Origin of the sequence: Catalinimonas alkaloidigena, from assembly GCF_029504655.1 — a bacterium.
Taxonomy (GTDB): domain Bacteria; phylum Bacteroidota; class Bacteroidia; order Cytophagales; family Cyclobacteriaceae; genus Catalinimonas; species Catalinimonas alkaloidigena.
In genome coordinates this window covers 3,974,388-4,000,822 of record NZ_JAQFIL010000001.1, presented here as the reverse complement: position 1 = coordinate 4,000,822, position 26,435 = coordinate 3,974,388, and the positions used below count along the sequence as shown (strand labels likewise).

At 42.4% G+C, this 26,435-nt stretch carries 24 protein-coding genes; 15 read left to right on the top strand and 9 right to left on the bottom strand.

The genetic code is table 11. From position 1 onward, the window contains the following. Positions 1–105 precede the first annotated feature (105 nt). On the top strand, positions 106–3,225 hold the full coding sequence (locus tag OKW21_RS16265) for a glycosyl hydrolase (protein WP_277481019.1): 3,120 nt from the start codon (positions 106–108) through the stop codon (positions 3,223–3,225). Positions 3,226–3,297: 72 nt separating this feature from the next. Here the strand turns inward: OKW21_RS16265 and OKW21_RS16260 are convergent, their stop codons facing one another. Both OKW21_RS16260 and OKW21_RS16255 read right to left on the bottom strand, forming a co-directional pair. Next, positions 3,298–3,486: a hypothetical protein gene (locus tag OKW21_RS16260; RefSeq protein ID WP_277481017.1), complete on the bottom strand. Its 189-nt coding sequence runs from the start codon at positions 3,484–3,486 to the stop codon at positions 3,298–3,300. Positions 3,487–3,675: 189 nt separating this feature from the next. Continuing rightward, a complete protein-coding gene (locus tag OKW21_RS16255) occupies positions 3,676–5,613 on the bottom strand; it encodes an AAA domain-containing protein (RefSeq protein WP_277481015.1) in 1,938 nt (645 codons plus the stop codon). A 691-nt stretch (positions 5,614–6,304) separates the two neighbouring features. Here OKW21_RS16255 and OKW21_RS16250 point away from each other — a divergent pair. The 6 genes from OKW21_RS16250 to OKW21_RS16225 all read left to right on the top strand — a co-directional run bounded on the left by OKW21_RS16250 (position 6,305) and on the right by OKW21_RS16225 (position 11,561). Continuing rightward, on the top strand, positions 6,305–7,411 hold the full coding sequence (locus OKW21_RS16250) for a nickel-binding protein (RefSeq protein WP_277481014.1): 1,107 nt from the start codon (positions 6,305–6,307) through the stop codon (positions 7,409–7,411). A 94-nt stretch (positions 7,412–7,505) separates the two neighbouring features. After that, entirely contained in the window at positions 7,506–7,892 is a 387-nt protein-coding gene (locus tag OKW21_RS16245) for a DUF4242 domain-containing protein (protein WP_277481012.1), read from the top strand. Positions 7,893–8,346: 454 nt separating this feature from the next. After that, positions 8,347–9,213, top strand: coding sequence for a bifunctional helix-turn-helix domain-containing protein/methylated-DNA--[protein]-cysteine S-methyltransferase (locus OKW21_RS16240; protein ID WP_338130063.1), 867 nt, complete (start codon positions 8,347–8,349; stop codon positions 9,211–9,213). A gap of 9 nt (positions 9,214–9,222) precedes the next feature. Further along, positions 9,223–9,468, top strand: a complete 246-nt coding sequence (locus OKW21_RS16235; protein ID WP_338130062.1) for an Ada metal-binding domain-containing protein — start codon at positions 9,223–9,225, stop codon at positions 9,466–9,468. Beyond that, positions 9,455–10,060 carry an alpha-ketoglutarate-dependent dioxygenase AlkB family protein gene (locus OKW21_RS16230; RefSeq protein ID WP_277481007.1) on the top strand — a complete coding sequence of 202 codons (606 nt, stop codon included), beginning with the start codon at positions 9,455–9,457 and terminating at the stop codon, positions 10,058–10,060. Before OKW21_RS16235 ends, OKW21_RS16230 begins: the two co-directional genes overlap by 14 nt. 115 nt (positions 10,061–10,175) lie before the next feature. Then, complete coding sequence (locus tag OKW21_RS16225; RefSeq protein ID WP_277481005.1) at positions 10,176–11,561, top strand: D-arabinono-1,4-lactone oxidase; 1,386 nt, start codon at positions 10,176–10,178, stop codon at positions 11,559–11,561. A 30-nt stretch (positions 11,562–11,591) separates the two neighbouring features. Here the strand turns inward: OKW21_RS16225 and OKW21_RS16220 are convergent, their stop codons facing one another. Continuing rightward, the gene (locus OKW21_RS16220) at positions 11,592–12,368 is read right to left on the bottom strand and encodes a phytanoyl-CoA dioxygenase family protein (RefSeq protein WP_277481003.1); all 777 of its coding nucleotides are present in this window, start codon (positions 12,366–12,368) and stop codon (positions 11,592–11,594) included. Positions 12,369–12,524: 156 nt separating this feature from the next. Between OKW21_RS16220 and OKW21_RS16215 the strand changes: the two genes are divergently transcribed. Next, entirely contained in the window at positions 12,525–13,598 is a 1,074-nt protein-coding gene (locus tag OKW21_RS16215) for a hemolysin family protein (protein WP_277480999.1), read from the top strand. A gap of 104 nt (positions 13,599–13,702) precedes the next feature. Then, the gene (locus tag OKW21_RS16210) at positions 13,703–15,082 is read left to right on the top strand and encodes an amidohydrolase family protein (RefSeq protein WP_277480997.1); all 1,380 of its coding nucleotides are present in this window, start codon (positions 13,703–13,705) and stop codon (positions 15,080–15,082) included. Positions 15,083–15,093: 11 nt separating this feature from the next. Here OKW21_RS16210 and OKW21_RS16205 read toward each other — a convergent pair whose 3' ends face one another. Further along, positions 15,094–15,897: a GIN domain-containing protein gene (locus OKW21_RS16205; RefSeq protein ID WP_277480994.1), complete on the bottom strand. Its 804-nt coding sequence runs from the start codon at positions 15,895–15,897 to the stop codon at positions 15,094–15,096. A 305-nt stretch (positions 15,898–16,202) separates the two neighbouring features. Between OKW21_RS16205 and OKW21_RS16200 the strand changes: the two genes are divergently transcribed. Further along, positions 16,203–17,807 carry an Ig-like domain-containing protein gene (locus tag OKW21_RS16200; RefSeq protein ID WP_277480992.1) on the top strand — a complete coding sequence of 535 codons (1,605 nt, stop codon included), beginning with the start codon at positions 16,203–16,205 and terminating at the stop codon, positions 17,805–17,807. 68 nt (positions 17,808–17,875) lie between these two features. On the opposite strand, the gene OKW21_RS16195 is transcribed toward OKW21_RS16200, so the two are convergent. From OKW21_RS16195 to OKW21_RS16185, 3 genes are all read right to left on the bottom strand, one after another. Continuing rightward, the gene (locus OKW21_RS16195) at positions 17,876–18,541 is read right to left on the bottom strand and encodes a methyltransferase family protein (protein ID WP_277480990.1); all 666 of its coding nucleotides are present in this window, start codon (positions 18,539–18,541) and stop codon (positions 17,876–17,878) included. 41 nt (positions 18,542–18,582) lie between these two features. Further along, the gene (cmoA, locus tag OKW21_RS16190) at positions 18,583–19,374 is read right to left on the bottom strand and encodes a carboxy-S-adenosyl-L-methionine synthase CmoA (protein ID WP_277480988.1); all 792 of its coding nucleotides are present in this window, start codon (positions 19,372–19,374) and stop codon (positions 18,583–18,585) included. 139 nt (positions 19,375–19,513) lie between these two features. Then, positions 19,514–21,247, bottom strand: coding sequence for an alpha/beta hydrolase-fold protein (locus tag OKW21_RS16185; RefSeq protein WP_277480986.1), 1,734 nt, complete (start codon positions 21,245–21,247; stop codon positions 19,514–19,516). A 189-nt stretch (positions 21,248–21,436) separates the two neighbouring features. Here OKW21_RS16185 and OKW21_RS16180 point away from each other — a divergent pair, with 189 nt between their 5' ends. Continuing rightward, on the top strand, positions 21,437–22,357 hold the full coding sequence (locus tag OKW21_RS16180; protein WP_277480984.1) for an ion channel: 921 nt from the start codon (positions 21,437–21,439) through the stop codon (positions 22,355–22,357). A gap of 20 nt (positions 22,358–22,377) precedes the next feature. Here OKW21_RS16180 and OKW21_RS16175 read toward each other — a convergent pair whose 3' ends face one another. After that, the gene (locus tag OKW21_RS16175) at positions 22,378–22,635 is read right to left on the bottom strand and encodes a hypothetical protein (protein ID WP_277480982.1); all 258 of its coding nucleotides are present in this window, start codon (positions 22,633–22,635) and stop codon (positions 22,378–22,380) included. A 209-nt stretch (positions 22,636–22,844) separates the two neighbouring features. Here OKW21_RS16175 and OKW21_RS16170 point away from each other — a divergent pair, with 209 nt between their 5' ends. The 3 genes from OKW21_RS16170 to OKW21_RS16160 are packed head-to-tail and all read left to right on the top strand — an operon-like array spanning position 22,845 to position 24,778. After that, positions 22,845–23,231 carry a hypothetical protein gene (locus OKW21_RS16170; RefSeq protein WP_277480979.1) on the top strand — a complete coding sequence of 129 codons (387 nt, stop codon included), beginning with the start codon at positions 22,845–22,847 and terminating at the stop codon, positions 23,229–23,231. Positions 23,232–23,267: 36 nt separating this feature from the next. Further along, the gene (locus OKW21_RS16165) at positions 23,268–24,155 is read left to right on the top strand and encodes an OmpA family protein (RefSeq protein ID WP_277480976.1); all 888 of its coding nucleotides are present in this window, start codon (positions 23,268–23,270) and stop codon (positions 24,153–24,155) included. An 11-nt stretch (positions 24,156–24,166) separates the two neighbouring features. Beyond that, a complete protein-coding gene (locus OKW21_RS16160) occupies positions 24,167–24,778 on the top strand; it encodes a hypothetical protein (RefSeq protein WP_277480974.1) in 612 nt (203 codons plus the stop codon). Between the two features lie 75 nt (positions 24,779–24,853). Here the strand turns inward: OKW21_RS16160 and OKW21_RS16155 are convergent, their stop codons facing one another. Continuing rightward, positions 24,854–25,273 carry a hypothetical protein gene (locus OKW21_RS16155; RefSeq protein WP_277480972.1) on the bottom strand — a complete coding sequence of 140 codons (420 nt, stop codon included), beginning with the start codon at positions 25,271–25,273 and terminating at the stop codon, positions 24,854–24,856. A 103-nt stretch (positions 25,274–25,376) separates the two neighbouring features. Between OKW21_RS16155 and OKW21_RS16150 the strand changes: the two genes are divergently transcribed. Beyond that, complete coding sequence (locus OKW21_RS16150; protein WP_277480969.1) at positions 25,377–26,390, top strand: MBL fold metallo-hydrolase; 1,014 nt, start codon at positions 25,377–25,379, stop codon at positions 26,388–26,390. The last annotated feature ends 45 nt before the right edge of the window (positions 26,391–26,435 follow it).

The window sequence follows — 26,435 nt, the reverse complement described above, 5'->3', positions numbered from 1 at the left end:
TGGCATTTCAGCTCGCGAAATTACTAAAATCGTATGGATTAAACAGTCAAAACAACGCAATTAGAACAAGAGTTGTAAATTACGCTTCATTTAATACTGATACACATGAAACAACATTACCGCTTGACTCTAGTATTCTTTTGTCTTATTGTTTTGATCCCCTCCTTATTGGCTCAATCCAATAAAAGAGAGGAATCAGCTATTTCTTCTTCTTTGTTTGAATCACTCTCTTATCGTATGATAGGCCCATTCAGAGGAGGGCGATGTACAGCCGTTACCGGAATAGCAGATCAACCGATGACTTTCCTGATGGGTACAACGGGTGGAGGGGTATGGAAAACTGTTGATGGTGGGTTGAACTGGAAAAATATTTCTGACGGCTTTATCCCGGTGGGCTCTATTGGGGCAATAGAAGTAGCAACTGACGATAATAATATTATCTATGTAGGCACCGGTTCAGCTTCTCCCAGAGGCAATATTTCGGCAGGTAAAGGTATGTACAAATCTGTTGACGGTGGAAGTACATGGCAGGCAACAGGCCTGGAAAATGCGGGACAGATTAGCAAAATTCAGACTCATCCTAAAAATCATGATATCCTTTACGCTGCTGCTCTGGGAAATATTTTTGGTCCCAGCTCTGAAAGAGGAGTATTTCGCTCCAAGGATGGAGGGAGAAGCTGGGAAAAGGTACTGTATATCAATGACAGTACGGGTATCATAGATATGGTGATGGACCCTGAGAACCCCAGAATCCTCTATGCAGGCGCCTGGCAGGTAGAGCGTAAGCCCTGGACTATCATTGATGGAGGCAAGGGGGGTGGTGTGTATAAATCTACCGATGGGGGTGACAGTTGGGAGCGATTAGAAGGTGGCTTGCCTGGCGGTGTAGTAGGCCGTGTAGGAATAGCTGTTTCTCCGGTGAACCCCAAAAGGGTCTGGGTGATTCAGGAAGCCTTGGACGAGGAAAAGGGTGGTTTGTATATGTCGGAAGATGGGGGTAAAAACTGGGAGCGAATCAACCGTAAACATGCGTACCGTCAGCGGGCCTGGTACTATTCGCGTATTTTTGCTGATCCCAAGCAGGAACATACGCTATACCTGTCCAATGTGGGCTTCTATAAATCTTTAAATGATGGTAAAAACTTTGAAAATATTTCTGTTCCGCACAGCGATAACCATAGCTTATGGCTAAATCCCAACGATCCCGAAATCATGATACAAAGTAATGATGGAGGTGTAAATGTTAGTTTCAATGGAGGAAAAAGCTGGTCTACACAGTACAATCAACCTACTGCCGAAATTTACAGAGTGACTGTAGACAATCAGTTTCCGTACCGTGTGTACGGTGCGCAGCAGGACAATACAACCATCTCAGTACCCAGTCAAGGACAAGGCAATCTTGATCCAATACAGGATTGGCTGAGTGTAGGTGGAGGGGAAAGCGGACACATCGCTGTGCATCCTGAAAATCATAACATCATCTACGCAGGCAACTATATTGGTATTATGACTCGCCTGGACCGTAGCCAGGGACATATCAGAAGTGTGGAAGTTTATCCGGATTTAAATGATGGTATTCTTCCCAAAGACCTGAAGTATCGCTTTCAGTGGAACGCTCCCATTTTTATTTCCCAACACAATCCCGATGTTATTTACTATGCTTCAAACTATGTGCACAGGTCTGCCAACGAAGGGCAAAGCTGGGAGGTGATCAGCCCTGATCTTACTACTGACAACCAAGCGTTTTTGGCAGAGATACCCGGTGGCCCGATTCAGAATGACAATACTGGTGTGGAGTTGTACTGTACTATTTTTGCTTTGGAAGAATCCCCTTTGCAGGAAGGTGTTTTATGGGCTGGTAGTGATGACGGACTTATTCATTTATCAAAAGATGGTGGACAAAACTGGACAGATATCACTCCTTCAAACATGCCTGTGAATGGCACAGTGAATAGTATTGAGCTTTCCCGTCATCAGGAAGGTAAGGCTACGGTGGCAGTGTATAAATATAGAGACAATGATTTTCGTCCCTATATTTTTCAGACCACAGACTATGGGCAAAGCTGGCGCCAGCTGACCAACGGTATTCCTGATGATCACTTTGTACGTGTGGTCAGGGAAGATCCGGACAAAGAGGGTTTATTGTACGCAGGAACAGAGTTTGGCATGTTCATCTCTTTCAATGATGGAAAGCGGTGGCAGCCCTTTCAGCTTAACCTGCCCAATACGCCGATCACAGACCTGAAAGTTCATCATCAGGATTTGATAGTAGCTACCCAGGGAAGGTCATTCTGGATCATGGACGATGTAACGCCATTACATCAAATAAGTGAAGACATCCTACAAAAAGAGGTGTTTCTGTATCAACCGGCGAAAGCCTATCGCACCCAGTTAGAAGGGTATCGGGGAGATAACGCACCACAGAACAAACCTGATGGAGCAGTAATTCATTATTTCTTGAAAGACAAAAAGGATAGCCTGAGTCTGGAAATCTTGAATAGTGAGGGTGAGCTCATCCGTACGTATCATAGTAATGATGATTCCCATGCACTTTCAGCGCAGGCCGGAGCTCATCATTTTGTATGGAATCTAACTTACCCTAAGCCTGAACTTATAGATGAAGCGGTAATGTCCCTCAGCTATACGGGTGGACCAAAAGCTGCTCCCGGAAAGTATACCGTAAGGCTGAGTGATGGACAGCAACAGTTTGAGCAGTCCTTCACTGTCAGCAAAGACCCCCGCTGGACATTCTCAGAAGATGAGCTACAGGCCCAATTAGCACTTGCTTTGGCGGTTCGTGACACTCTTAGTTCCGTGCATGATCTGATTAGAAGTATCAGGGGGTTAAAAGAACAGGCAAAATTCATTACTGAGCGCAGCCAGAAAACAGCTTACGGGGATAAGCTGATAACGCCCTGTAATCAGTTGGTACAAAAGCTTGATTCCCTTGAAGATGTGCTTATACAAAGTCGTAACGAGAGTTCGCAGGATCCAATCAATTATCCGGTTAAGCTGGATAATCAGTTTGCTTATTTATATTCTGTGATTCATTCACAGGATGCCAGGCCAACGCAAGGCTGTTACGATCGTTTTAAAGATTTGAATGAAGAACTCGCCAAATACCGTAGTGTTTTTCAGCAAATACTTGATAATGAACTGATGTATTTTGAGAAGGTACTAAAAACAGAAGGAGTGCCGAGGGTGATCATTTCATCATTGAGATAAATAAAAAAGGCAATTTTCCGGATCATTCGGAAAATTGCCTGAAATTCACTAGCTTTTGAATAGAAAGGTAGATTAACGTCTGAAAGCTGTGATGTGACGGTTGAACAAGCGGCGAAACTTGCCGACTTTGATCTGGGAAATGGGGGTTACATCTCGTTTCATACTTACTTCAGCTAGCGGAACAGGAGCTTTAGAAGTAGTAATGAAAGCACCTTCTACATCTATAAATAAATTTGGGTTAATGTTGATAACAGTTGTCATGGCTATTCAAATTTTGGGTTAATATTGTTTTAAAAGGTTAATGTTGTTTCACAGTATTTAAGCCAACTGCCGTGCCAACTATTAAAATCCCCCTAAATCGTATTTTTAGGGGGATTTTTTCTTTAGATAGTGTTCATTAACGTACATTAGATGTGCAGGGATGGACAGCAATACTGCTCCACTTGCACCCTAGTAGAGTAACTCAAATGCACTTTGGTAGGCATCAATAGAATGTATGTAATCCAGAATCTCACTGTAAAATGTATTACTTCCCAGGGTAGCGCTGTCGCCAATCATCACCAGCCGCATCTTCGCACGGGTCATGGCTACATTCATCCGTCTTTCATCTGCCAGGAAACCTATTTCTCCCTTGCTATTGGAACGTACTAAGCTGATGTAAATGATATCTCTTTCCCTTCCCTGAAATGCATCCACTGTATCAATGGTGATATTGTCTTTGACAGTTTTTAGCGTTTCAAAAGACTCAAACTGCTCAGTTAGGGTTTTGGTCTGGGCGCGATAAGGGGCAATAACTCCTATGGTTAATTCATCTTTATGCATACGTTCTATCCCTAATTGCTCTACCAGACCAGCCAGGTGTTTGAGTAACAGATGGGCTTCTTCCTCATTGTAAGTACTCAGTGTTTCGGGGTCTACTTTTTCGGTATAGCCACAACCTGCAGTATCAATAAAGGTCATAGGGGGTATGTCTGGTGAAAGTAGCTGTTGCCTTACGCCTTCATCTGCCCTGAGGGCACCTTTGTAAAAATACTGACCAGAAAAATCCATGATCTGCTGATGCATGCGGTACTGCGTCTGCAGCATACTATCTACCGGCTTGCCCATCTCCTGTTGACGCTTGATACATTTTTCCATCAGGGTTTCACCCAGCCCCTGCCTGGCAGCTTCATAGGATTTTACAGTGGGAGGGAGCTGAAAGTGGTCTCCTGCGAATATGACGCGCTCCGCTTTGAGGATGGGAATCCAACTGGCAGCTTCCAGTGCCTGGGCCGCTTCATCAATAAAGACGGTGCGAAAGCGCATACCTTTCATCAACTGCCCTGAAGCTCCCACCAGTGTAGAAGTGATCACATCGGCTTTGGTAAAGATATCAGCGACGATGTAGTGCTCCAGTTGTTCTGCTTCTTCCTTGGCCCGGGAAGCTTCCCGGAGCAGATGTTGCCGTTGCTCCCGCTCCGCTCTGCCATATTTACGTTTGTACTTAAAACCCAGCGAGCGGTATTCGTCAGCTTTCCGGCGTAGATTTTTAAGTTCTTTGTAATAATCATGATTGGCGATCTGGGCATCTATGGTTTTGCTGAGGTTCACATCGGTTACCCTGGCAGGGTGACCTATCCGTACCACTCTTTTCCCTTCTTCACTTAGTTTTTCTGTGAGTAAATCCACTGCTGCATTACTGGGGGCGCAAACCAGCACCCGCTCTTCCTGCTTCACTGTTTGTATAATGGCCTGCACCATGCTGGTCGTCTTGCCGGTGCCGGGAGGACCGTGGATAATGGCTACATCACGAGCCTGCATTACCTTTCGCAGGGCAGCATTCTGGCTGTCATTTAAACGCGGAACTTTTTCGGCTTCCTTCTCGTCAAATTCAGCGTTCTGTTTTCCCAGAAGAATCTCCCTGAGTTCAGCCAGTCGGCTACCGTCATTTTTGGCATCCATCACTTTCTTAAGTGCCTTGTTCATTTCCCGGTAAGCCATTTCGTCAAATAGAAGGTCAACACCTAAGTTAGCGTAGTTTATCCAGTCAGGAAGTTCATCCACATTGAGCGTAATAGTCATCTGGTTGCTGCGCACGTCATTCACCACGCCCGACACACTGGGCGGCTGCTTATGGTCATTGGTATTGGCGAAGAGGCTGACAATTTTTCCCGACTGAAACACATGAGGCCGGTTAATCTCAGTAGTGCGGTTGAGCTTAATGATCAGTTTTTCGCCCATACTGTAGCGCTGGCTGGTGAGGGTAACCGGATACCAGCAGAGGCCTTCTTTCTTACGCTGCTCCAGCGAGGCGTTCAAAACCTTCTGACGATAATATTCAAGGTCTGCTGCTTTCTCCAACTTCAGCAACTCGTATACTTTTCTGAGTTCTTCGCTTGATTGTGCCATAGCCTACAAAGATAAGAGAAATGGGGCATGAAGGTAGGGTGTGGAGAGCTTATTTAAGATACTATTTAACGGTAGTGTTTGCGCAAGAACGTCAGTTTTGTATCAATTTCTTGATTGCCATGTAAATCTTTATTGATAATTACCTCAATTGTATATTGAATGTTGTACAAGGCTAACAGTTTGTCTAACTCCTCTTTTTTCTTCTTGGCAACCGCAATACTTTGGCGGTATCTATTTAAAAGACCTGAAGCAAGAGGTAGACATAAGGATAAGCATTTGTTACTATGCGAGTACGTAGCATGGAATTTAGGTTGCTATTTGCCATTTTGTAAGCCTGCACAATCATCTCAACCAAAAATATATCGCTTTGCAAGGCTGCAAAATGACATATGGGTACTCAAATGTGACTTTGTAAGCGTGCAGAATGACATATGAGTACTCGTTTGCCTCTCTGCACCCTACAAAGTAATATATACCGGGCATTTGAATACTTTTCGGGACAAAAAGCTTTGAGATTGAAAATATATAGCAAATATAGCTTTCAATACCCTCCCCATGCTTGCAATATATGTCATTTCAAGCCTGTAAATGAGTGGGTAGATGAATGATTTGTGTGATTTCCTGCATGAATTGTTTTATAAAACTAAAAATAGATTTATTTTATTATTAGCTGACATCAAATGATATACACATGCCGCTTTTCATGGACCTTCATATTGTACCCGGAGCTGTAATTGATGATGTGGTAGAAGCCCACAAACTGGATGTAGCGATACAGGAGCAGTTTGATTGTGATTGTATGACATTCTGGTTTGACAAGGATCGTGGACATGCATTTTGTTTAATTGAGGCGCCGGATAAGGAATCGGTAGTAGAAATGCATGATGAGGCACATGGACTTATTCCTCACAAAATAATGCAGGTAAACAGTAAACTGGTGTCTGCTTTTTTGGGTAGGCTACAAGATCCTGAGTCCCTGGATGAATTGAGCAAATCTGACATTCAGGCATTTTATAGTGATCCGGCTTTTCGTTTGCTATTGGTCACTGATCACCTGGATTTCAAACTGCTGACCCATACATCGGGTAAGGATAAAGCATATGAGCTCTTTTCACTACAAAATGAAATAATACACCAACAAATTGAGGAATATGAGGGGCAGAAAATAGAAATGGAAGGCAAGGGCTTTGTAGTTTCTTTTATCACGCCCTCACAGGCGGTTCAGTGTGCTCAGGCTATACAAAAGCGTTTACATATTGCTGCCGAGCTTTTGCATTTTCGGATAGGCTTGCACGCCGGTGTGCCGGTAGCGAATAGCGATGAACTATTTGGAGAAAGCATCCGTTATGCCCGACATTTATGCCTACTGGGGCAGGGGAAACAGATTACGCTTTCTAATCTGGTCCATAACTTGCACAAAGAAGACAAAAAAAAGCTGTTATCAGATAAGAACATTCATGTGGTTTCTCTTGAAGAAGAAAATTTTCTGGATGGGCTTATTTGCTCCTTATCAGAAAACTGGAACAAGCCTGACTTTGATGTTGGCGATTTGTCTAGGCAGCTATATGTAAGTACTTCTCAACTATACAGAAAAACCACCGCGGCAACCGGCTTAGCTCCCAATGTGCTGCTCCGGGAGTACCGGCTCAACAAGTCGCTGGGTTTACTCAAAAAAGCAGATGGCAACATTTCTCAAACAGCCTACGATGCCGGTTTTAACAGCCCTTCTTACTTTACCAAATGCTTTCAGAAGAAGTTTGGTTTAAAGCCATTGGAATACCTCAAACTGGAAGGCTAAATTCGGTTGATCTATACAATTCATTGGTTGATTTGTAGCATCCTGGTTGTAAAAAAGCCCATAGCTTTGAGTTATCATCAAACTCAAAACAATTATGAGAACTTTACAGACACTTACGATCATCTTATCATTTTTTTTAAGTACTGCGGCATTTGCCCAGCAACAAGAAAAGCAGGAAACATCAAAATCAACTACTATGAAAACTTATCTTATTGAGCGTGATATACCGGGTGCAGGGTCGCTGAGCCAGGCAGATTTGCAGGGAGCTTCTCAAAAATCCTGTGAGGTACTCAATAAAATGGAGACTGGCATTGAGTGGATCAATAGCTATGTACTTGAAGATAAATTTTACTGTGTGTACAAAGCTCAAAATGAAGACTTAATTAAAGAGCATGCGGAAAAAGGTGGTTTCCCATGTACAAATATCATGGAAATCAAAGCCAATATTGATCCTTCCACTGCAGTGGCGAAGACCAATTAATGTCTCAATGACTTTGTTAAGCAAGTCCAGGCCTTCCGGTCTGGACTTTTTTTGTTTCCCCATAAAAGCTCATGACGAACTTATATTGATATAGAAATTGCAATGAAAATTTATTAAATGCCTGATAATTAGAAATTCATCAATCTTCAATCGGCGGCGATCGCGCCACGATGGTCGTTTGTAATTTTTAAGTATGAAGACTTATTTACATTAAACTAAAAACTGGTTTCAGTCTTCAAGACTGAAATTATGAATGAAGGCAAAGTCTGAGACTTTGCTTCATTTGGTCACTTCAGTTAGAAACTGAAGCGAGTATCTTGCTACAAAGCAATGATTTAAACTAATAGTGTCACCTTACTTAATTTGAAATTAGTATAGGTGAGTTAATTAACATTAGCAAATTTCGGGTGGGTAGCTGCTGTATTGTGTGTTACTTTTGTTTTATTACTGATCCATGAACAAGATGAATACACAGGCAGCAACGAACTTTGACCGCATCACTGAGGCAATCGCTTATATTCAGCAAAACTTTAAGGAGCAGCCTTCCTTAGAAGAAGTTGCTGAGCATGTGCATCTCAGTCCGTATCATTTCCAAAGAATTTTTACCGAATGGGCAGGTGTAAGTCCTAAGAAGTTTTTGCAGTTCATCACGCTGAAACATGCCAAAAAGCTACTCAAGGAACAGCAGTCTTCCCTCTTTGATACTGCCTACGAAAGTGGCTTGTCCGGCTCCGGCCGACTGCATGATCTCTTTGTGCGTATAGAAGGAATGACGCCGGGTGAATTTAAAAATGGAGGAGAAAACTTATCCATCCATTACAGCTATGTGGAAAGTCCATTCGGAAAAATGCTAATTGCTTCTACTTCCAAAGGGGTTTGTCACATTGCGTTTGCAGACGATGAAGGAGCTGCTTTACAAGGGCTTAAAGCAAAATTTCCCGCCGCTGTATACACTCAGCAAATGGATGCGGTTCTGGAAAATATCCGTCTGATCTTCACCCATGACTGGGACAAAATCCATGAAATCAAGTTACACCTGAAAGGTACGGATTTCCAACTCAAAGTTTGGGAAACGCTGCTCAGGATTCCCAGTGGCCAACTGGCTACTTATGGAAGCATCGCCCGTCAGATAGAACGTCCCAAAGCATCACGCGCGGTAGGTACGGCAATAGGTGATAATCCGGTCGCTTATCTGATTCCCTGCCACAGGGTGATACAGTCCAGCGGATTGTTCGGGCAGTATCATTGGGGGAGTGTGCGCAAAGCGGCGATGATTGGCTGGGAAGCAGTAAAGGCAGAACAAATGCTGATTGATGAATAATGAGTAACCATGTGGCTGCATTGTAATATAAGTGATAGAGAGCTCAGAAAAATGATCAGCACAGGAGTTATTCAGTGGGCTGGTAATCATAAACTAAAAATCTTTGGTGAATTGTACTGCAAAAGCGGTAAACGTATGCATAAACAAAACCGTATATTTTTTGGCAGCAGAGAGGAAGCAGTGCGGAATGGGTTCCGACCCTGCGCGCATTGTATGTCATTAGCCTATCAAGCGTGGAAAAATGAATTTATTTAGCCAGAACGAAATCATCAACCATCTGCCTTACGATGGTGAGGTATACTACTATGGAAATATTATCCGACCAGAAGTGGCAGATAATTATTATGAAAAACTGATGCATCGTATTGCATGGAAATATGATGAGGCGGTGATGTTTGGAAAACATATTGTTACCAAACGAAAGGTAGCCTGGTATGGTGATGAGGATTATTCATATACCTACTCCAACGCCACCAAGCAGGCATTAGCATGGACAGAAGAGCTGTTGGAACTCAAACAGTTGGTAGAGAAACATTGTGATACGAACTACAATTCCTGTCTGCTCAACCTGTATCATGATGGAGAAGAGGGTATGGCCTGGCATAGTGACGATGAGAAAGCTTTGGCCAAAGATAGCAGCATTGCTTCCCTGAGCCTGGGCGCGGCAAGAAAGTTTGCTTTCAAACATAAAGAAAGCAGGCAAACGATATCGCTCATACTGGCGCATGGAAGCCTGCTGGAGATGAAAGGTACAACCCAGACTTACTGGTGGCACAGGCTCCCCAAAACAAAAAAGGTAAAGCGTGCCAGGATCAACCTTACCTTTCGCAGGATGGAAGTAGCTTAGTCTGATTGTCAGGAAGCAGCCTCAGGCTCAGTGCTTAAGTATCTTGATTTTTCATACAAATAGCTATATTGGGCGTGAAGACAACACTTTCACACAATACAACAGCCCTTGTTTTATGGAAAAGAGAACATTTCTGAAGACGACCTCCGCTACTGTCATTGGCAGTTTGCTTACTCCTCTCGCCGCCTGCCATTCATCCACAGAGCAGCAAAATCAGGAAGTACTGAGTCAGGAAGCACGCAAAAACTGGGCAGGTAACCTGACCTACAGCACTGATAAGCTGTATGAAGTTCAAAATGTGGAAGAACTACAGCAAACCATCAGGAGCCTGGATAAAATAAAAGCTCTGGGGACTCGTCACTGCTTTAATAACATTGCCGACAGTAAAGCCAATCAGGTTTCACTGCAGCAGCTTAAGCAGATCAGGCTTGACGAAAAAGCGAATACTGTATATGTAGAAGCAGGTGTCAATTACGGTGAGCTTTCTACTTATTTACATGAGAGAGGCTATGCCCTGCACAACCTGGCTTCTTTGCCACATATATCGGTGGCAGGGGCCTGTGCTACCGCTACCCATGGCTCAGGAGTAAACAATGGTAATCTACCTACAGCAGTAAACAGTATAGAGATGATCAAAGCAGATGGTGAACTGCTTAAGCTATCACGTGAGGCAGATGGCGACACATTTCAGGGAGCAATAGTCAATCTGGGGGCTTTGGGTATAGTCACCCAACTTGGACTGGATATTCAGCCTACCTTTGACATGCGGCAGGATATTTACCTCTCTTTGCCAGTAAGCCAGTTGAAAGAAAACTTTGAAGAGATCATGTCATCTGGCTACAGTGTAAGCCTTTTTACCGATTGGCAAAGCGATAAGGTCAACCAGGTATGGATCAAACGCAAAATAGAAAATATGCCTGACGGCCCTGCCGAGCCGGAGTTTTATGAAGCCAGGTTGGCCGATAGGGATGTACACCCTATCATTGAAATTTCGGCAGAAAACTGCACCAGGCAAATGGGCGTAGCTGGTCCCTGGTATGCGCGCATGCCGCATTTCCGTATGAACTTTACGCCTAGTAGTGGAAAAGAGCTGCAGACGGAATTCTTTGTGCCTAAACAACATGCGTTAGAGGCTTTTCTAAGCATACAGGCACTGAAAGATCAGATTGGCCCTATACTGATGATTTCAGAAATACGCACCATCGCTGCCGATACCTATTGGATGAGCCCCTGCTATCGGCAGGAATGTGTAGCATTTCATTTTACCTGGGAGCAGGAAACAGAAAAGCTACAGCAATTGCTCCCTGCACTAGAAGAAAGCTTACAGCCTTATGATGCCCGACCACACTGGGGCAAGGTTTTTCGGATGTCTGCAGCTCGTTTGGCTTCGCTGTATGAAAGAATGCCTGACTTCATCAAGCTGGTGAAGGAGTATGATCCGGAAGGTAAGTTCAGAAACGCCTATCTGGAGCAATATATCTTTGGAAATGTTAAGGCATAAGTTGTACAAATCAAAGCGTAATTGCTTTACTCATACCGCCAGCACTTCAATGGCTGCTTTACTTAATCTGGTTTTAGTTTCGGGCAGAATATATCGGCTCTGATCTATTTGCTGGGGCTGATCACGACGGCAGAAGTAACTGTGTATTGCCCTTCTTGCTTTATCCGTACGGTTGGTAGTACCGCCATGCCAGGTATGGGAATTGAAGATCACTACAGTTCCGGCGGGAGCTTCAATGATAATTTCCTCGGGATGTGTAGCCATCTGATCTTCCAGTTCATCCTGGGGTAATTTACCATTTTTATGGGTTCCGGCTACCAGACGAGTCGCACCATTGGCTGCAGAAAAATCATCCAGAAGCCAGATGGAATTGCAGACTTTATAATCAGCAGGTGCTACAATTTCGTGCCAGTCAACATGCAGTTTCTGCTGACCAAAACCCGGCAGCGCAGCCCGGTAGTTTAGCGATGAAAGCTTCAACTCCCGACCTAAGACATGAGCAACCCCTGCCAGGACCCTGGGGTGCGTATAGAAAATATCAAATATAGGATCTTTGTTGACCAGGTCGGCCAGGCGGTCGGCACCTTCTTCTTTAGGGTGACGTATGTACTTAGACTCAGCCAGTTCAAATCCGGCTCGCTCTCCTTCTTCATCCAACAAACGTTGAATTACCTTCCGTATATCATTTAATTGCTGATCAGACAGGAGTTTTCCTAAAGCGAGGTAACCGTTTTCGTCCAGAAATGCTTTTTCTTCAATAGAAAGGGTGTCTTGTCGTACACCCAGTTGCTGTAAGTAGTCACTCATAATGATAGGTTGTTCAAGTTGTTTACTAGTATATTGCTTTCGGTCAACTTTTACAAGTACATTTTTTTGCAGCCTGCTGCTTTTTTTGTTTGCGATTGATTTGTAAAACATCAATGAACAGAACTACATTTATGTAAAAAAATACTACCTTTTGGCATGACCATACTTATTGGATTTTTTCTGCTGTCAATACTCTTTTCATTTTTATGCTCTGTATGGGAAGCAGTCTTACTTAGTGTGACCCCTTCTTATATCAAAAGAAAAGAGCAAGAGGCTCCCGCCACTGGTAAATTACTGGCTGCACTGAAAGAAGATATTGACAAACCTCTGTCGGCTATACTTACACTCAATACCATAGCTCATACCGTAGGAGCCATCGGGGTAGGAGCGCAGGCAGGCAAGTTATACGGTTCCAGCTATTTTAATGTGTTGGGATTTCAGATGACATATGAGTCACTGATTGCCACCCTCATGACGCTGGCAATCTTATTTCTCTCCGAAATCATTCCCAAAACCTTAGGCGCCAATAACTGGAAGTCGCTGGCTCCTTTGACGGCACGTGCCTTGAGAGTACTGATGTGGATTTTGACTCCCTTCGTATGGCTGAGTAATCAACTTACCAAGATTCTGAAAAAAGATAAGGGCAAAAGTGTGTTCAGCCGACAGGATTTTGCCGCCATGACCGAAGTAGCCAACGAGAGTGGTGCTTTTGACGAAGGAGACTATAAGCTGATCAAGAATGTCTTGCAATTTGACGAGTTGACAGCTGAAGATGTGATGACACCCCGTACTGTCATGGTTATGGCTGAAGAAAATCAGACGCTGATGCACTATTATCAGAACAATCAGCCGATGAACTTTTCCCGTATTCCGTTGTACAATGAGAGTAAAGATACGGTTACAGGCATTTTGCTCAAAGATGACCTCTTATCCAATCTGGTGGATGGCAAGTCGGATGAGTTGTTAAAAAATATCAGCAGAGAGGTGAGCATGATCTGGAACCATACACCGCTCCGTAAAGTATTTGAAACGCTGAATGAAAAAAGGGAACACCTGGCCGTAGTGGTGGATGAATACGGAGGGCTGATGGGATTGGTTACCCTTGAGGATGTGATAGAAACGCTCTTCGGGCTTGAGATTATGGATGAGACCGATTCTATATCCGATTTGCAAAGCTATGCCCGCCAAAAGTGGGAGCAGCGAGCAAAAAAGCTGGGCCTGATTGAATAGGCTATTACAAAAAGCAATGGTATTTGCCAGGGTCCGGCTCAGGCAAATGTTCACTAAAATCATTACATTCAGGAATCAACTTTCAGCCAAAAACGACCTAAGCTATGAAGTATCTTATCTTTTTACTCCTACCTTTTTTTGCCTGTACAACACAGGAAGAAGTTACTCAAGAGAATATCAGCAACACTTCAACAGTGATTAGTAATGTTAATGTGGTAGATGTGCGTGATGGCAGTATTGATGAAGGGCAGTTCGTCGTTGTTGACTCCGGTAAAATCAGCCGTATCCTAGATCAGGCAGCAGAATGGCCTGAAAGTGTAGCGCTGATTGATGGCAGCGGAAAATACCTGATGCCCGGGCTGGCGGAAATGCATGCCCATATTCCTTCTCCACCGCAAAGCCAAGAACTGATTGACCAAACACTGTTTTTATATCTCTCCAATGGGGTGACAACCATCAGGGGAATGTTAGGGCACCCGCTTCATCTGGAGTTAAGAGAACAGGCGAAAAATAACGAAATTCTCAGTCCGAGGATATTTACTTCCAGCCCTTCCTTCAATGGAAATACCGTACAGACCGTAGCGCAGGCGCGTGAGAAAGTAGTAAGCGCTAAAGAAGCCGACTACGATTTCTTGAAGCTTCATCCGGGAATACAACTTGAAGTTTTTAATGAAATCGTGCGTACAGCCCATGAAGTAGATATCCCTTTTGCCGGCCATGTATCGGTAGATGTAGGAATCAGAAGGGCACTGGAAAGCGGCTATGCATCCATAGACCATGTAGATGGTTTTCTAGAAGGATTGGTACCTGAAGATGCCAATGTACAGCCCGATGAAAATGGCTTTTTTGGCTATAACTTTACCATGCTGGCTGATACTTCTACGATAGGTGAACTGGTACAGATGAGTGGTGAAAATGAAGTGTGGGTAGTCCCTACCCAGGCACTGTTTGACCGCTGGTTTTCTCCTGAAGCGGCGGATATGCTGGCAGAGGCTCCTGAGATGAAATACATGCCTAAGTCTACGCTGGAAAACTGGGTGGAAAGAAAAACCGAACTGGTAGGAGGGGCTGAGTATAGCGCTGAACAGTGGGAGTCATTTAATGCTATTCGCCATGAGATGATTCATCAGTTGCACGAAAATGGACAGGGGCTGTTGCTGGGATCCGATGCCCCTCAGGTATTTAATGTACCGGGCTTTTCTATCCATCATGAACTCAATGGTATGCTTCAGTCAGGACTTACTCCGCTGGAAGCAATACAGATTGGTACCATTAACCCGGCAGTATTTTTTGAGATGGAAGGTGAGTTTGGCGAAGTGATAGAAGGAGCCAGTGCTGACCTGATCTTAACCAACGCAAATCCGCTGGAAAGCCTGGAGGCCATTAAAAGTCCCGCAGGGGTGATGGTACGGGGACGCTGGCTCAGCCGTGATGACATAAATATAAGATTGGAAGAGATCGCCCAAAAAAATCAGAGCCTTTGAGCGAAACAGTATTATTGGTCCTTTTCTAACAGTTGGCCATCTTCACTTAAATCTTGCTTAATGATTGCCGGCTTACCTTTATAGTAGACGATACTTCCATCATTTACATTAGCATCCAGAATGTTGGTAGAATAAACCCAGGCGTAAGCATCATTTCTAGTAGTAATGGTGACTTGTTCAGACGCTATAGGTTCAATGAACAGAATTGTAGCATCGGGAAAATCTATATTGAATTGGGAATCATCGTTCATGACCAAGTTAAAGCGCTCGCTAAAACCTTGAATATTACTACGGGTACTGTTACGTAAAAAAGCGTAAACTTCCCTACTTTGGATATTTGCGATTTCAAGGGTAGCAGCATCACGCAAGCCGAAGTATACGGAGTCATACGTAAAATTTTGTTCAACTTTTACCTTAGCAGAATTTCTACCGAACAAAGTGAGTTCATTACTGCGACTACTAAAATTGTCAGGAAAATAAGTGATGCTGTTTTCCCGGCAGATGATCTGTATTAGTTCCGGTACCCAAATATCAGCTACCACATCATTGACTAAAGTCGGATTGGGATTATAAATACTTAACTCCTCATCTACTACCGTCATTTCAACGCTATCCAATAGACCTAAGCCAGTGAGTTCTACTTTCTGCTCACCAGCATGAATATTCACAATGATATTCTGTGCTACATTTATTTTGTTAAAATCAGGAAGGTCTAACTGAAGCACCGGACGCTCCTCATCCTCAGTACAGGAAGAGAAAGTCATCAGTAGAAATAACAAACCTACACAAGTCAGTTTAAAAAATTTATAATTCATTGTAACGCTTTTATATATATCTAGGGAGGTGATTATTTTGTTTTTTCGCTGGCCCTTAAAATCTTCTTATCCTAAGCTATTTATCAATCAACAGTTACAATAGCCGAAAAGTCATTCTTCCAAATGTTCGCCAGTATTGGTTGAAGTAAGCTAATATCGAATCTGAAAGAGCTTATCTCAATACTCTGATTTATGCATGAGTTTCTCATATATTACACAAGTAGCAGACACTTAATAAAGGATAAATAACTTTTCTTCATCCTATTAATTTTGGCCGGTCATATTTTATTTCCCATAACTTATTGATGATGATAAAAAGAAACTGGCTGGGCTATTATGCATTGGTACTTGCATGCTTGCTGGCATCCTGCAAAGAAGAAATACAGGATACTGTAGCACCTAATATTAGCATTATGTCGCCTACTACAGATACAAAGCTCTGGCTGGATGTGTCGGTAAAGGCTGAAGTAACTGATGATCAGAAGGTGGCGAGCGTAGAGTTTTATCTGGATGATGAACTATTAGGTGAAGATACAGAAGCTCCTTACGAATTAAGCTTTAACAGCAAGCAGTATGAAGATGGTAAATATGCACTCAAAGCCCTTGCCTATGATGGGAGAGGAAATCAAACTGAAGCCAGGCAGGAGATAGAGATTTTCAATGCTTTATTGAAGGTAGAGGTTGAAGAAAGCTATCTGAAAAATGGTGAAGAAGAATGGGTGGTTGTTGGAAAAACGAATGGAGAGCTAATAGAGTCTTTTATGTTGGAAAATGGTAAAGTTTATCGGGTAGACAGACCTGAAGATTTCTTAGATGAAGAAATCAACATTATGCGTGTGAATAGAAATGAATTTGATGATAGTAATGAATCAATACATATCTGGCAACATCAATATTTGAAACCTCAAAACTGGACTCTTAAAGGCTCTATGTACAATGATGATAGCATTGGTTCAGCAAAGATAAATTATTACTTAGAACAGAACGAAAGTTCAAATATTTCAACTTATAACGTTTCAAGGAGAAACTGGGGAAGCGTCTATTATGAAAATGGTATTACCGAACATAATGCTATGTTAAAAATTGCTGAAGTGCCAGCAAGAGCTTTTACATATATATTTAACAGAACTAATAACGAACCTCCAAGGTATAATTGGATTACTTCAATAGAGTTGGATAAAGAATATAACCTTACAGAAGAAGACTTCACACCTATGCAATTATGGCAAAACATATCACTTCCATTAAATGAAGTTGTTATCCTTAATATAAGAGGCAAGTATAATAATAGTGAGGTATATGATGTATACTGGCGTTCTTTTTCAGGAAATGTTTCTTCCATCTCAGCTTATGTACCAAATGACCTATTTGAAGAATATAAATATGGAATTACTATCAAAAATGGACCCGTTCTTTATTATAAAACTTCGAGTGACAAGCCTGATAATCTATATGAAATACCTCAGGTTGGGTTTGAAATCGACGATAATAGTATAGAGTCCTTTTCTGCGTTAGTGGACTACGAAGCTGATTTTGTTAGTAATCTATGGAGATATAGGTATCGCACTGATACTGAATTGAGAAATGTGTATTGGTATATTGATTCTGATGTTAAAGAAGGAAATATAGAGGTTCAGCAAATGAATATTCCTGCTGAAATCTATGAAAGATATTCTTTGATAAGAGATTCTAAAAATAATCTATCACATGAACAAATACAGTTCTTTAATTATGATGGAGTAAGTTCATTAAATGGCTTCATTGAAAAAGCTTATGATGCCAAATATGAATTTAATGAGTTTGAGTTTATATTAGTTGATTCAGAACATCCAGAAGCTAAAACTAAAGAAAACAAACATATACAGAACCCTCATGATATAATTATGAGAAGATTTTTTAATATGAAATAATAAGCTATTTCAAATAACAAAGCCGACTGTCAAGTCGGCTTTATGTTTTTGCGATAGAACCCTTTTCACTAAGCACTGGTAAAGCGCTTGGTCTTTTTCATATACTTGATCGTAGCGTAGGTAAGCGTAATGAAAATAATCACGCCAATCAAAACAGGCAAAGCCCTATCAAATTCTACGGAAGTCTCATGCTCGTACACTTGCTTGAGGATCAGTAACGTGCAGCCCAATAACCAGATATAGGAAGTATTGTATTCCTTAAGGATTACCCGCTTCCACCGAAAAGTCATACTGTTCAGGGTGGTGCCTAGTCCTTTGAGCCTGGGTAACCAGCGTCCGGTGCTGGCTTTATAAGCTTCAAACTCAGCACCGAACTTATTGTGCAGAAAATTCTCTTCCGCCATGATGATCGCCTGATACACAAAGATAAAGAAAGGGCCACCGATCAGCAGAAAGTACAAACTGTTTGCCAGTATGCCGGTACCAATCAGCATCAGCACATTTCCTACATACATGGGGTTGCGGCAGTGGGCAAAGATGCCGTCAGTGACCAGCTTCTCAGCATATACCTGTCGGTTTTTACCGCCCCGGATAATGTACACCAAGCCTATGGTCGTCCAGCGTATGCTCTGGCCGATAAGTGCTATGATTCCCCCTGAAATTATGGCCGTTACATAATGCTCAAAAATGGGGGGAGAAGGGAGAAAGAGTGCCAGATAAAATACCGGGAACATGAAGTTCCGGTAATGAAAAAAGAAGTTACCTATTTTAACCATTATTTTACAGCTACGAGTCCACAGAAGTTATACCATTTAAAAAACACCTCAAAGTACCGGAATTTATTATTGAGCAACATTTCCCGGTTTTCCATGAGCTTATAGGGGATCAGCACGTTCTCCAGCGCCTCACGCTTCTGGGAGATTTCCATCTCGCTGTAGTTGTTTCTGCGCTTGTAGTTGTAGTAATAGTTGATAAACAAGCGGTTAAAAATGGAGTCTTCTCCCAAAACTTTCTCTACAAGAATCAAGGCACCATTGGGATTCATTTGCTCATAAATTTCAGCAATCAATTTATCACGATAAAGCGGGCGCACAAACTGTAAGGTAAGACAGAGTACCACAACCGAAGCATTATCAAGTTTGATTCCCTGATGTAAGTTGGTATTTCTTAATTCATAGGGACGGGTGAAATTTGCTTTTTTTAGCTTTTCGTCGCATTTGTTAAGCATGTCATCCGACTCATCTATGCCGACAAACTTGATACTGTCGTCCAGCATACTGTTCATACCTATCATGGTAGTACCTGTGGAGCAGCCCAGATCGTACACTACCGAGCCTGGAGTAGCAAAGTCAGAAGCGATCTCAGCGACCATTCGTTGCATTTCTCCATAGAAAGGCACGGAGCGACTGACCATGTCGTCAAATACAGTAGCTACCTTTTTGCTGAATTTGAAGTCTTCTACCCGGTTGCTTGGCTCTTTGAATACTTCATCTTTGTTTACCCCCTCATCAGAGGGTGAATGTTTTTCTTTAGACTGTTGTTTTGAATCAGTCTTCAAATCCTTCATAATCAGTAAATTAAATAAAAGAAGGGACCCTAATCATATTTTTCCGAAAGTTAAAAAGTTCAGCGAGCTAAAACAATTAATGTTTCAATAATGCATAAAATACAGAATGTTGTTGTTGCGCTTACGCAAGCTGCTCTTATTAATAGCGCCAACTGCTAAGATCCGCCCCCTCAGGTGCAGACTCTTCAATACGTTTCAGAATTTTGGGAACGTACATGGTGTTATAACGAAGCCTTGAAATAGCATTGGGTAATTCCGGATCACCATTCCAGCAGTGCTCTGCGCCATCACCATAGGCCACTTCACCATCATAGTAAGGGTCTTCAGTATTCTCCAGAAAATCTTCCATCAGCATCACGGCATTGTTGAGATAGTAGTTATCCATATCGCCACAGTAGATATGGATTTTTCCCTGAAGCTCAGGGCCAAGCTTGTCCCAGTCACGTTCCAGTATATGTCGCAGGTCATAATTTTCTTTCCAGTATTCCGCTACGCTATGGTCTATTGTTCCACTACGCTTGTCCCAGATGGGTTTAGGGTAACCATCAGCGCCGCTAGGAGAATATACAGCCTGCCAGATATCCCACTGCTGGCCGGAGCGACTCTTGGTTCCCAGAGCCAGTTCTTTGTGGTTCATGTCCTCGAGCGTAGCACTCACATGCCCCAGATAGTCACGGTGCCCGGGACGAAGGGTATTTTTATATTTGCTGGGCAGGTAATAGGCATTTGAATCCTGATAAATATCCACAACGGTGTAAGCCCGGAAATCAATGGGGTCCGGACAGGCGGCAAAGCAGGCATTATATTCCTCCGGATACATCACTTGGGCGGCCAGGGCTTCCCAGCCACCGGTTGACCCTCCATAAAGAAAACGTGCCCAGCCTTCGCCTATGCCACGAAACTGTTGCTCAATATAAGGAATAAGCTCATAGGTAATGGCATCTCCATAAGGCCCAAGGTTAGCAGAGTTTACCGCATAACTGTCATCATAGTAAGGGTTTTGATGCTGTATCTCTATGATGATCATGCGGGGAAAATCCGGTCCGGTCCAGGTTTTGTAGAATTCATAAGCTTCCTGCTGCTGAATTTTATTATATCCTTCCATGTCAAATCGCTCACTGTAATCCGGCTCCAGGTTCGGGTCAGGTGCTTCAGTCCGAAAGCCACCGAAAGTATAGGGGAAATGACCATGAAAAACTGCTAGGGGATAACGAGCGTTTGGATGCTCATCAAACCCTTCCGGCAGGAGGACATGGGCTCCCAGATACATAGGCCGACCCCAGAACTCTGATAGCAATTCACTCTGTATTTTGATATGCTTGATATATTCAGTGTCTTCAGGCTCTTCTATGGGAGGAATTTCATTGTCAAGACTGATGTGGATCGTTTCTTTTGCTGCAGGGTCAATATAAACTTTTTGCGGAGTGCTGTAAAAGTTGCCGGGAGAACGGTTCCATTGCTGTCCCTCCCCCTGATCCATCGGCAGCTTAACGGTGTGGCCATTGGAAAGATTAAATGTTTCGTACTTATGCAGCAGTGCTTGTACGTAATACTCTCCCGCAGGGATCCTGCTGAGTGATTCTAACGGATAGCCAAAGACTGTATCTGAAATGATTGCTTCATCACCTGCCTTCAAGGCGTTCACATCTATTCCATACACCAATTTTGTATCTGGCCCGTCACTGATCTGAAAACGAGGTTCATCTTCATTATTGTCTGAGATGAGTAGCAACATTCTGCCATCCAGTGCCTCCTCACTCAAGGATTCAGGGAAGGTGATGGCAAACTGTAAACTATCTTCACCGCATGATGTGAGCAGATAAAGTGGGGTGAGTACCGACAAAAGCAATTTCAGGGTTCTAGTACAATTCATGAAACTAAGGGTATCTTATGGGTTTGATGAAATCAGATGATAATGTATTTGCTATATTATCCTATGAAAGTTTTGAACGTTCTAATATAAGATGAAATTACTTTCGCTCAACTTTCAAATTATCTAAATCAAAAATTTAATGCAGTGGCCCTAAAAGATTACTTAAGTCAGTTAAGCCAGAACCTGCACATGAATGACTCCTTTAAAGACCTGGGTTTAGGCAACAGTAGCTTTGAATACGGTCAGCGCCTGATCAATAAAAACGGGAGTTTTAATGTAAAGAAGAAAGGAAGGCCATGGCTTCGTCCTTATGATGCGTATAATGCACTCATCTCCATGTCCTGGATCAGGTTTCTGTGTCTGGTAAGTGCCTCTTATTTTGTGGTTAACCTTATCTTCGCATTTATCTATGTAGCCGTTGGTATTGACCAATTGTCAGTGAGTGAAGGCGCTTTTATGGGTAATCTGTATGAGGCTTTTTTCTTTAGCTCTCAGACCATAACCACAGTAGGCTATGGAAGAGTTAACCCTGTAAGTTTTTGGGCAGGAGTAGTCTCCTCAGTAGAATCTTTACTAGGTTTGATGGGCTTTGCACTTATTACCGGATTGATATACGGCCGCTTTTCCCGTCCGCATGCCAGAATTCTTTATAGCGAAAATGCGATTATCGCCCCTTATCGTGATATCAATGCTTTTATGTTTCGTATCGCTAACAAAAGAAGCAGTGAGCTGATAGAGGTACAGGTAAAAGTAGTGTATACCTATTTTGACCATCAGCAGAAGAAAAGAGTATATGAGAACCTTAAGCTTGAGCGTAACAAAGTAGATTTCCTGGCCATGAGCTGGACTATCGTGCACCCACTGGATGAAGATAGCCCCTTGTTTAAAGTTACCAAAGAGACGTTTGAGCAGCAAAATGGGGAGTTTCTGGTACTGATCAAGGGCTTTGATGACTCTTTTAGTCAGGAAGTGTATGCCCGTAGTTCTTATAAAAATGACGAAATAGTGTGGGGGCGTAAATTTAAAATGGCATATGGCAGCCACAAGAAGGGTATGGTGGCGCTGTGGATGAATTTAATACATGATTCAGAAGAAGTGCCTTTAAATTAATATTGGTAAGCAGATGTAGGTCAGGCACTTTTTTTCATAAATGTAATTGGCACAAACTCATCGGTGGGCATTCCTATGTAGTAGAGCTGCCAGTCTTTATCATACTTAGAGAGTATTTCTCTGATACATTCAGCACGGTTTTGCTGTGCTTTGCAGTCCTTCCAGAAAAAAACTTCTACCCGGAAATTCTGTTTCTTCAACTCTCCGTTGACCCGGATGTCAACTTCAATATCCTGATTGCCGGATAAGGGAGGAATTGGTATAGCTATAGATCCCATATGATTATTATTTGGTGAAAATGTTGGTCTATTAACTAAAAATACGATTTTCAGTTTTAACTTTTAATACAAAATAAAGGGTTTTTTGAAAGAAAATGCCTGAAACAGCAAAATTGTACACTTCCGTTCGCTGTACGCCTCAAACTAGCAGTATGCTTATGCAAAAAGGTATGTTTTTCTTATATTGATCACAGCTAAACGATGAATATATGTCCCGATTAATCTTAAAAATAATTGCTACCCTCGCTGGATTAGGCATACTGCTTTACATAATGGGTAGGAACATCAAGGTGTGGGAGTTGGAAGTGGTGGAAGCGCAAACCCCAACTTCTCCTGAGCCCCCCCCCAAAGCCCAGAAGAAGAAAAAAAACAAAACAAAAGCGGCTGCTGGAGATGATCTCAAAAAAATCAAAGGAGTAGGGCCGGTTTTAGAACGGAAATTAAAAGCAATTGGCCTGACTACCTATGAGCATATTGCAGAGCTGACCAGGCAGGATATTGAAAAAATAGAAGAAAAGCTTAACGGTTTTTCAGGTCGGATTGAAAGAGATCATTGGATTGAGCAGGCAAAACAACTCAATAAAAAAGATACCTGATAAGGATTGAATTATTGGTGATTACTATATCCTAGCATGAGAATTTTATTAATGCTCATCTTAGCAGGCTGGATCAGCTTATGGACGTACTATTATGTCTGCTGGCATCAGGGGCACTGTGGAGATGAAAGTGCCTCAGACCTTGCCTTAAGAACAGAGACAGTTTCGCAGCTGATATTTGCGGGTGAAGACCTGGAAGTAGGGGCGGAAGAAAATATCAAATTCGCTCGTTCTCAGGCTATTCCAATTATACCTAATACTGCTGATACGGCGCTCAGTACCCTAAAAAATTACCTGAATGAACATGAGGATGAGGGCTTGCTCATTATCGGTTTGTACGATGATACTGAAACCAATAACTCTTTGCTTCCCAATCTGGGAATGGCCAGAGCGGAAGCATTTAAAACCTGGCTGAATGATTTTGGCATTGATCGTCAGCAATTATTTGTAAATGCCCAGGAAAATATCAATCTGAATTTTCAAAGAGACACTTTAATGGATGGGCTCTTATTTGAAATCACAGATGATTTTCCCGAAGAAAACAAACTGGAAGAAGAGGAAGTCGCCGCGCTGGAAGAAATGTTGAAGAACACTTCCCAAAATCTTTATTTTGAAACCGGTGAAACATCTCTGCAAGTGAATGATGAAGTACGGCAGTATATCAGTCAGCTCAAACTATACCTAAGTCATCAAAAGGAGGCAACAGTCGCACTGATAGGTCATACGGATAATGTCGGAGATGCTCAGCGCAACCTGGATTATGGGCTGGACAGGGCGGAGTTTACCAGAGACATCCTGACAAGGGCGGGCATAGCCAGAGTACAGATTGTGACTGATACCCGGGGTGAGTCTGAACCTATCGCCGGTAATGATACTGAAGCAGGAAGAAGTCAAAACCGCCGTGTAGAAATTAAACTTAACTAACGCCTAAAACCATGATTTTAGATTTATTTCTTGCGCTTGTTGCCCTGGGTGGCTGTGCATTCTTAGGCTATCTGATCGGAAAAAAGACGGTTACCAATGCCTACGAGTCCACACTTAATGAACAAGAGCGGGCATTGGAAGAAACCCGGCAGGAACAGGCCGGCATTACCGCCCAGCTTAGCCGTTGTACCCGAAGGCGAGCGGAAGCGGAGAGGAAACTGGCTGATTTGCAAGCCAGACTTGAAAGTTTTGAAACCAAGGCTACGCCTGAGCCGCTGCCTTCACCGCCACCTAAGGCTAATGGAAATAATGCTGCTAAGCAAACAAGCCAGGCAGAAGTACTGGACCGCATTAAAGCTAAATCCTCAGACATCAACTTCAATAGAATAGGCCGTTCTGACAAACATGAAAAAGATGATTTGAAACTTATCAAAGGCGTGGGACCATTCATAGAAAAGAAACTCAATGCCCTGGGTATTTATACTTTTGAACAGATCTCAAGGTTCAATCAGGATGATGAGACCAAGGTCAATGAAGCTATTGAATTTTTCCCGGGTCGTATCAAAAGAGATGGATGGGTGATGCAAGCCAAAGTATTAAAAGATGGACAGGCTCAACTATAAATCATTGTTATGGGAGAAGAAAATCATTATCAAGGTGTATTAATTTAGCCTTCAGTGATCATAATTCCATTTTATCTACTGCAACCTCATTAGGGTTATATCTTCAAGGCTGGAACTTTGTTTGCTTTTTAGCATCAACCTCAAACCTTCGTTACGAAGAAGTAGCGTGTCCCGAAAATACTTCCCGTTTTTTTCTACAAAATAAGCTGTTACTCGCTGATTTCCAGTAAGTTCCCAGCTCCCTTTTTGTTTGATATCAGGACGGGCGTCCATAAAGTCAATTGTTAATTCTGCCCTATGGTCTTCAAAAAGGTTTAATTTAAGGCTTATGCCTAAATCATTTACCTGAGTAGAATCTGAATTCAATGTTTTAGAAAATGCTTCATATTCATAGAGTTGGGAAGGAGAGGTTACAGTAGTTTCATAATTTCCACTAATTTTTTCTGAAGAATCTCCACAAGAGACCAGTAAAAGTATTAATGAAAAATATAACAAACGTTTAGGAGTAAAAACAGTTAATACATTCAATAATTGAAATAAAATGTTTTTTGCGTAATAATTTGTTTGAAGGCGGATTATCGTCACTATTTTTCCAACTATGTATTTACTGAACCCGGAGCTAAAAACCATAAAAAAGAACTATAAAGGAAACCTCTTTCAAAATAAAATGTTTGAAAGCGCTGATTATGCGTCGGAGGTAATTCCTTTCAAAAAAATCCTGAAGTGGCAGTTCAGCCCTAATCCTCAAAAAACCGAGAAGAAAGATGATAATTTTCGACTCAGAGTAAACCGCAATACTTCTTTTATAACCAGTGATGAGGATATGATCGTATGGTTGGGCCATGCCTCTTTTTTTATCCGCATCAATGGCGTGAGCTTTTTTACTGATCCCTGTCTCAAAGACCTTCCGATTATAAAGCGACAGGTAGGCCTGCCCTGTTCAATTTACGATCTGATCGGTATAAACTACCTGCTGATCTCTCACGGACACCGGGATCATTTTGATAAAACATCAGTAAATCAGCTGCTGGATCAAAACCCTAAAATGAAGTTGCTCTTACCACTAAAAATCAGCGATCTTTTGGGCAAAAAGAAAAAAAATGTCAGTTTCCAGGAAGCAGCATGGTGGCAGCAGTATACATTGAATGAAGATGTAGCTGTGTATTTTTTACCTGCCAAGCATTGGAACCGTCGGTACCTAAAGGACTTCAACCGGCAATTGTGGGGAAGCTTTCTGATCAAAACTAAGAACAAGAGTATCTACTTCGGAGCAGATTCTGCCTATGCCGATCATTTCAAGGAGATCAGCGATATTTTAGGTAGTCCGGATATTTGTATGTTACCGGTAGGCGCCTATAAGCCCTCTTATATTATGAAAGCCGCCCATATGCATCCCGGTGAAGCAGTGCATGCTTTCAATGATTTGGGGGGTAAAGTAATGATTCCTATGCACTACGGTACGTATGACCTTTCAGATGAGCCTTTGGGGGAGCCTGTCAATATTTTAAAAGACCTAGAAAAGCGAGGAAGTATTCATGGTGAGCTTAAGTTTATGGACGTAGGTGAAAAATACATGCTTACGCATGAAGTGCAAGTAGCTGGCAACAAATAAAAAGGGAAAAACTCTGACAAAAGCCAGCACTACGACTGTTGTACC

Coding starts and splice junctions, on each gene's coding strand:
- OKW21_RS16185 (WP_277480986.1), bottom strand. CDS start 21,247: ATGAATTGTACTAGAACCCTGAAATTGCTTTTGTCGGTACTCACCCCA.
- cmoA (WP_277480988.1), bottom strand. CDS start 19,374: ATGAAGGATTTGAAGACTGATTCAAAACAACAGTCTAAAGAAAAACAT.
- OKW21_RS16260 (WP_277481017.1), bottom strand. CDS start 3,486: ATGACAACTGTTATCAACATTAACCCAAATTTATTTATAGATGTAGAA.
- OKW21_RS16150 (WP_277480969.1), top strand. CDS start 25,377: ATGTATTTACTGAACCCGGAGCTAAAAACCATAAAAAAGAACTATAAA.
- OKW21_RS16210 (WP_277480997.1), top strand. CDS start 13,703: ATGAAGTATCTTATCTTTTTACTCCTACCTTTTTTTGCCTGTACAACA.
- OKW21_RS16160 (WP_277480974.1), top strand. CDS start 24,167: ATGATTTTAGATTTATTTCTTGCGCTTGTTGCCCTGGGTGGCTGTGCA.
- OKW21_RS16180 (WP_277480984.1), top strand. CDS start 21,437: ATGAATGACTCCTTTAAAGACCTGGGTTTAGGCAACAGTAGCTTTGAA.
- OKW21_RS16235 (WP_338130062.1), top strand. CDS start 9,223: ATGTGGCTGCATTGTAATATAAGTGATAGAGAGCTCAGAAAAATGATC.
- OKW21_RS16170 (WP_277480979.1), top strand. CDS start 22,845: ATGTCCCGATTAATCTTAAAAATAATTGCTACCCTCGCTGGATTAGGC.
- OKW21_RS16255 (WP_277481015.1), bottom strand. CDS start 5,613: ATGGCACAATCAAGCGAAGAACTCAGAAAAGTATACGAGTTGCTGAAG.
- OKW21_RS16200 (WP_277480992.1), top strand. CDS start 16,203: ATGATGATAAAAAGAAACTGGCTGGGCTATTATGCATTGGTACTTGCA.
- OKW21_RS16265 (WP_277481019.1), top strand. CDS start 106: ATGAAACAACATTACCGCTTGACTCTAGTATTCTTTTGTCTTATTGTT.
- OKW21_RS16205 (WP_277480994.1), bottom strand. CDS start 15,897: ATGAATTATAAATTTTTTAAACTGACTTGTGTAGGTTTGTTATTTCTA.
- OKW21_RS16195 (WP_277480990.1), bottom strand. CDS start 18,541: ATGTTCCCGGTATTTTATCTGGCACTCTTTCTCCCTTCTCCCCCCATT.
- OKW21_RS16250 (WP_277481014.1), top strand. CDS start 6,305: ATGCCGCTTTTCATGGACCTTCATATTGTACCCGGAGCTGTAATTGAT.
- OKW21_RS16225 (WP_277481005.1), top strand. CDS start 10,176: ATGGAAAAGAGAACATTTCTGAAGACGACCTCCGCTACTGTCATTGGC.
- OKW21_RS16215 (WP_277480999.1), top strand. CDS start 12,525: ATGACCATACTTATTGGATTTTTTCTGCTGTCAATACTCTTTTCATTT.
- OKW21_RS16165 (WP_277480976.1), top strand. CDS start 23,268: ATGAGAATTTTATTAATGCTCATCTTAGCAGGCTGGATCAGCTTATGG.
- OKW21_RS16240 (WP_338130063.1), top strand. CDS start 8,347: ATGAACAAGATGAATACACAGGCAGCAACGAACTTTGACCGCATCACT.
- OKW21_RS16230 (WP_277481007.1), top strand. CDS start 9,455: ATGAATTTATTTAGCCAGAACGAAATCATCAACCATCTGCCTTACGAT.
- OKW21_RS16175 (WP_277480982.1), bottom strand. CDS start 22,635: ATGGGATCTATAGCTATACCAATTCCTCCCTTATCCGGCAATCAGGAT.
- OKW21_RS16220 (WP_277481003.1), bottom strand. CDS start 12,368: ATGAGTGACTACTTACAGCAACTGGGTGTACGACAAGACACCCTTTCT.
- OKW21_RS16245 (WP_277481012.1), top strand. CDS start 7,506: ATGAGAACTTTACAGACACTTACGATCATCTTATCATTTTTTTTAAGT.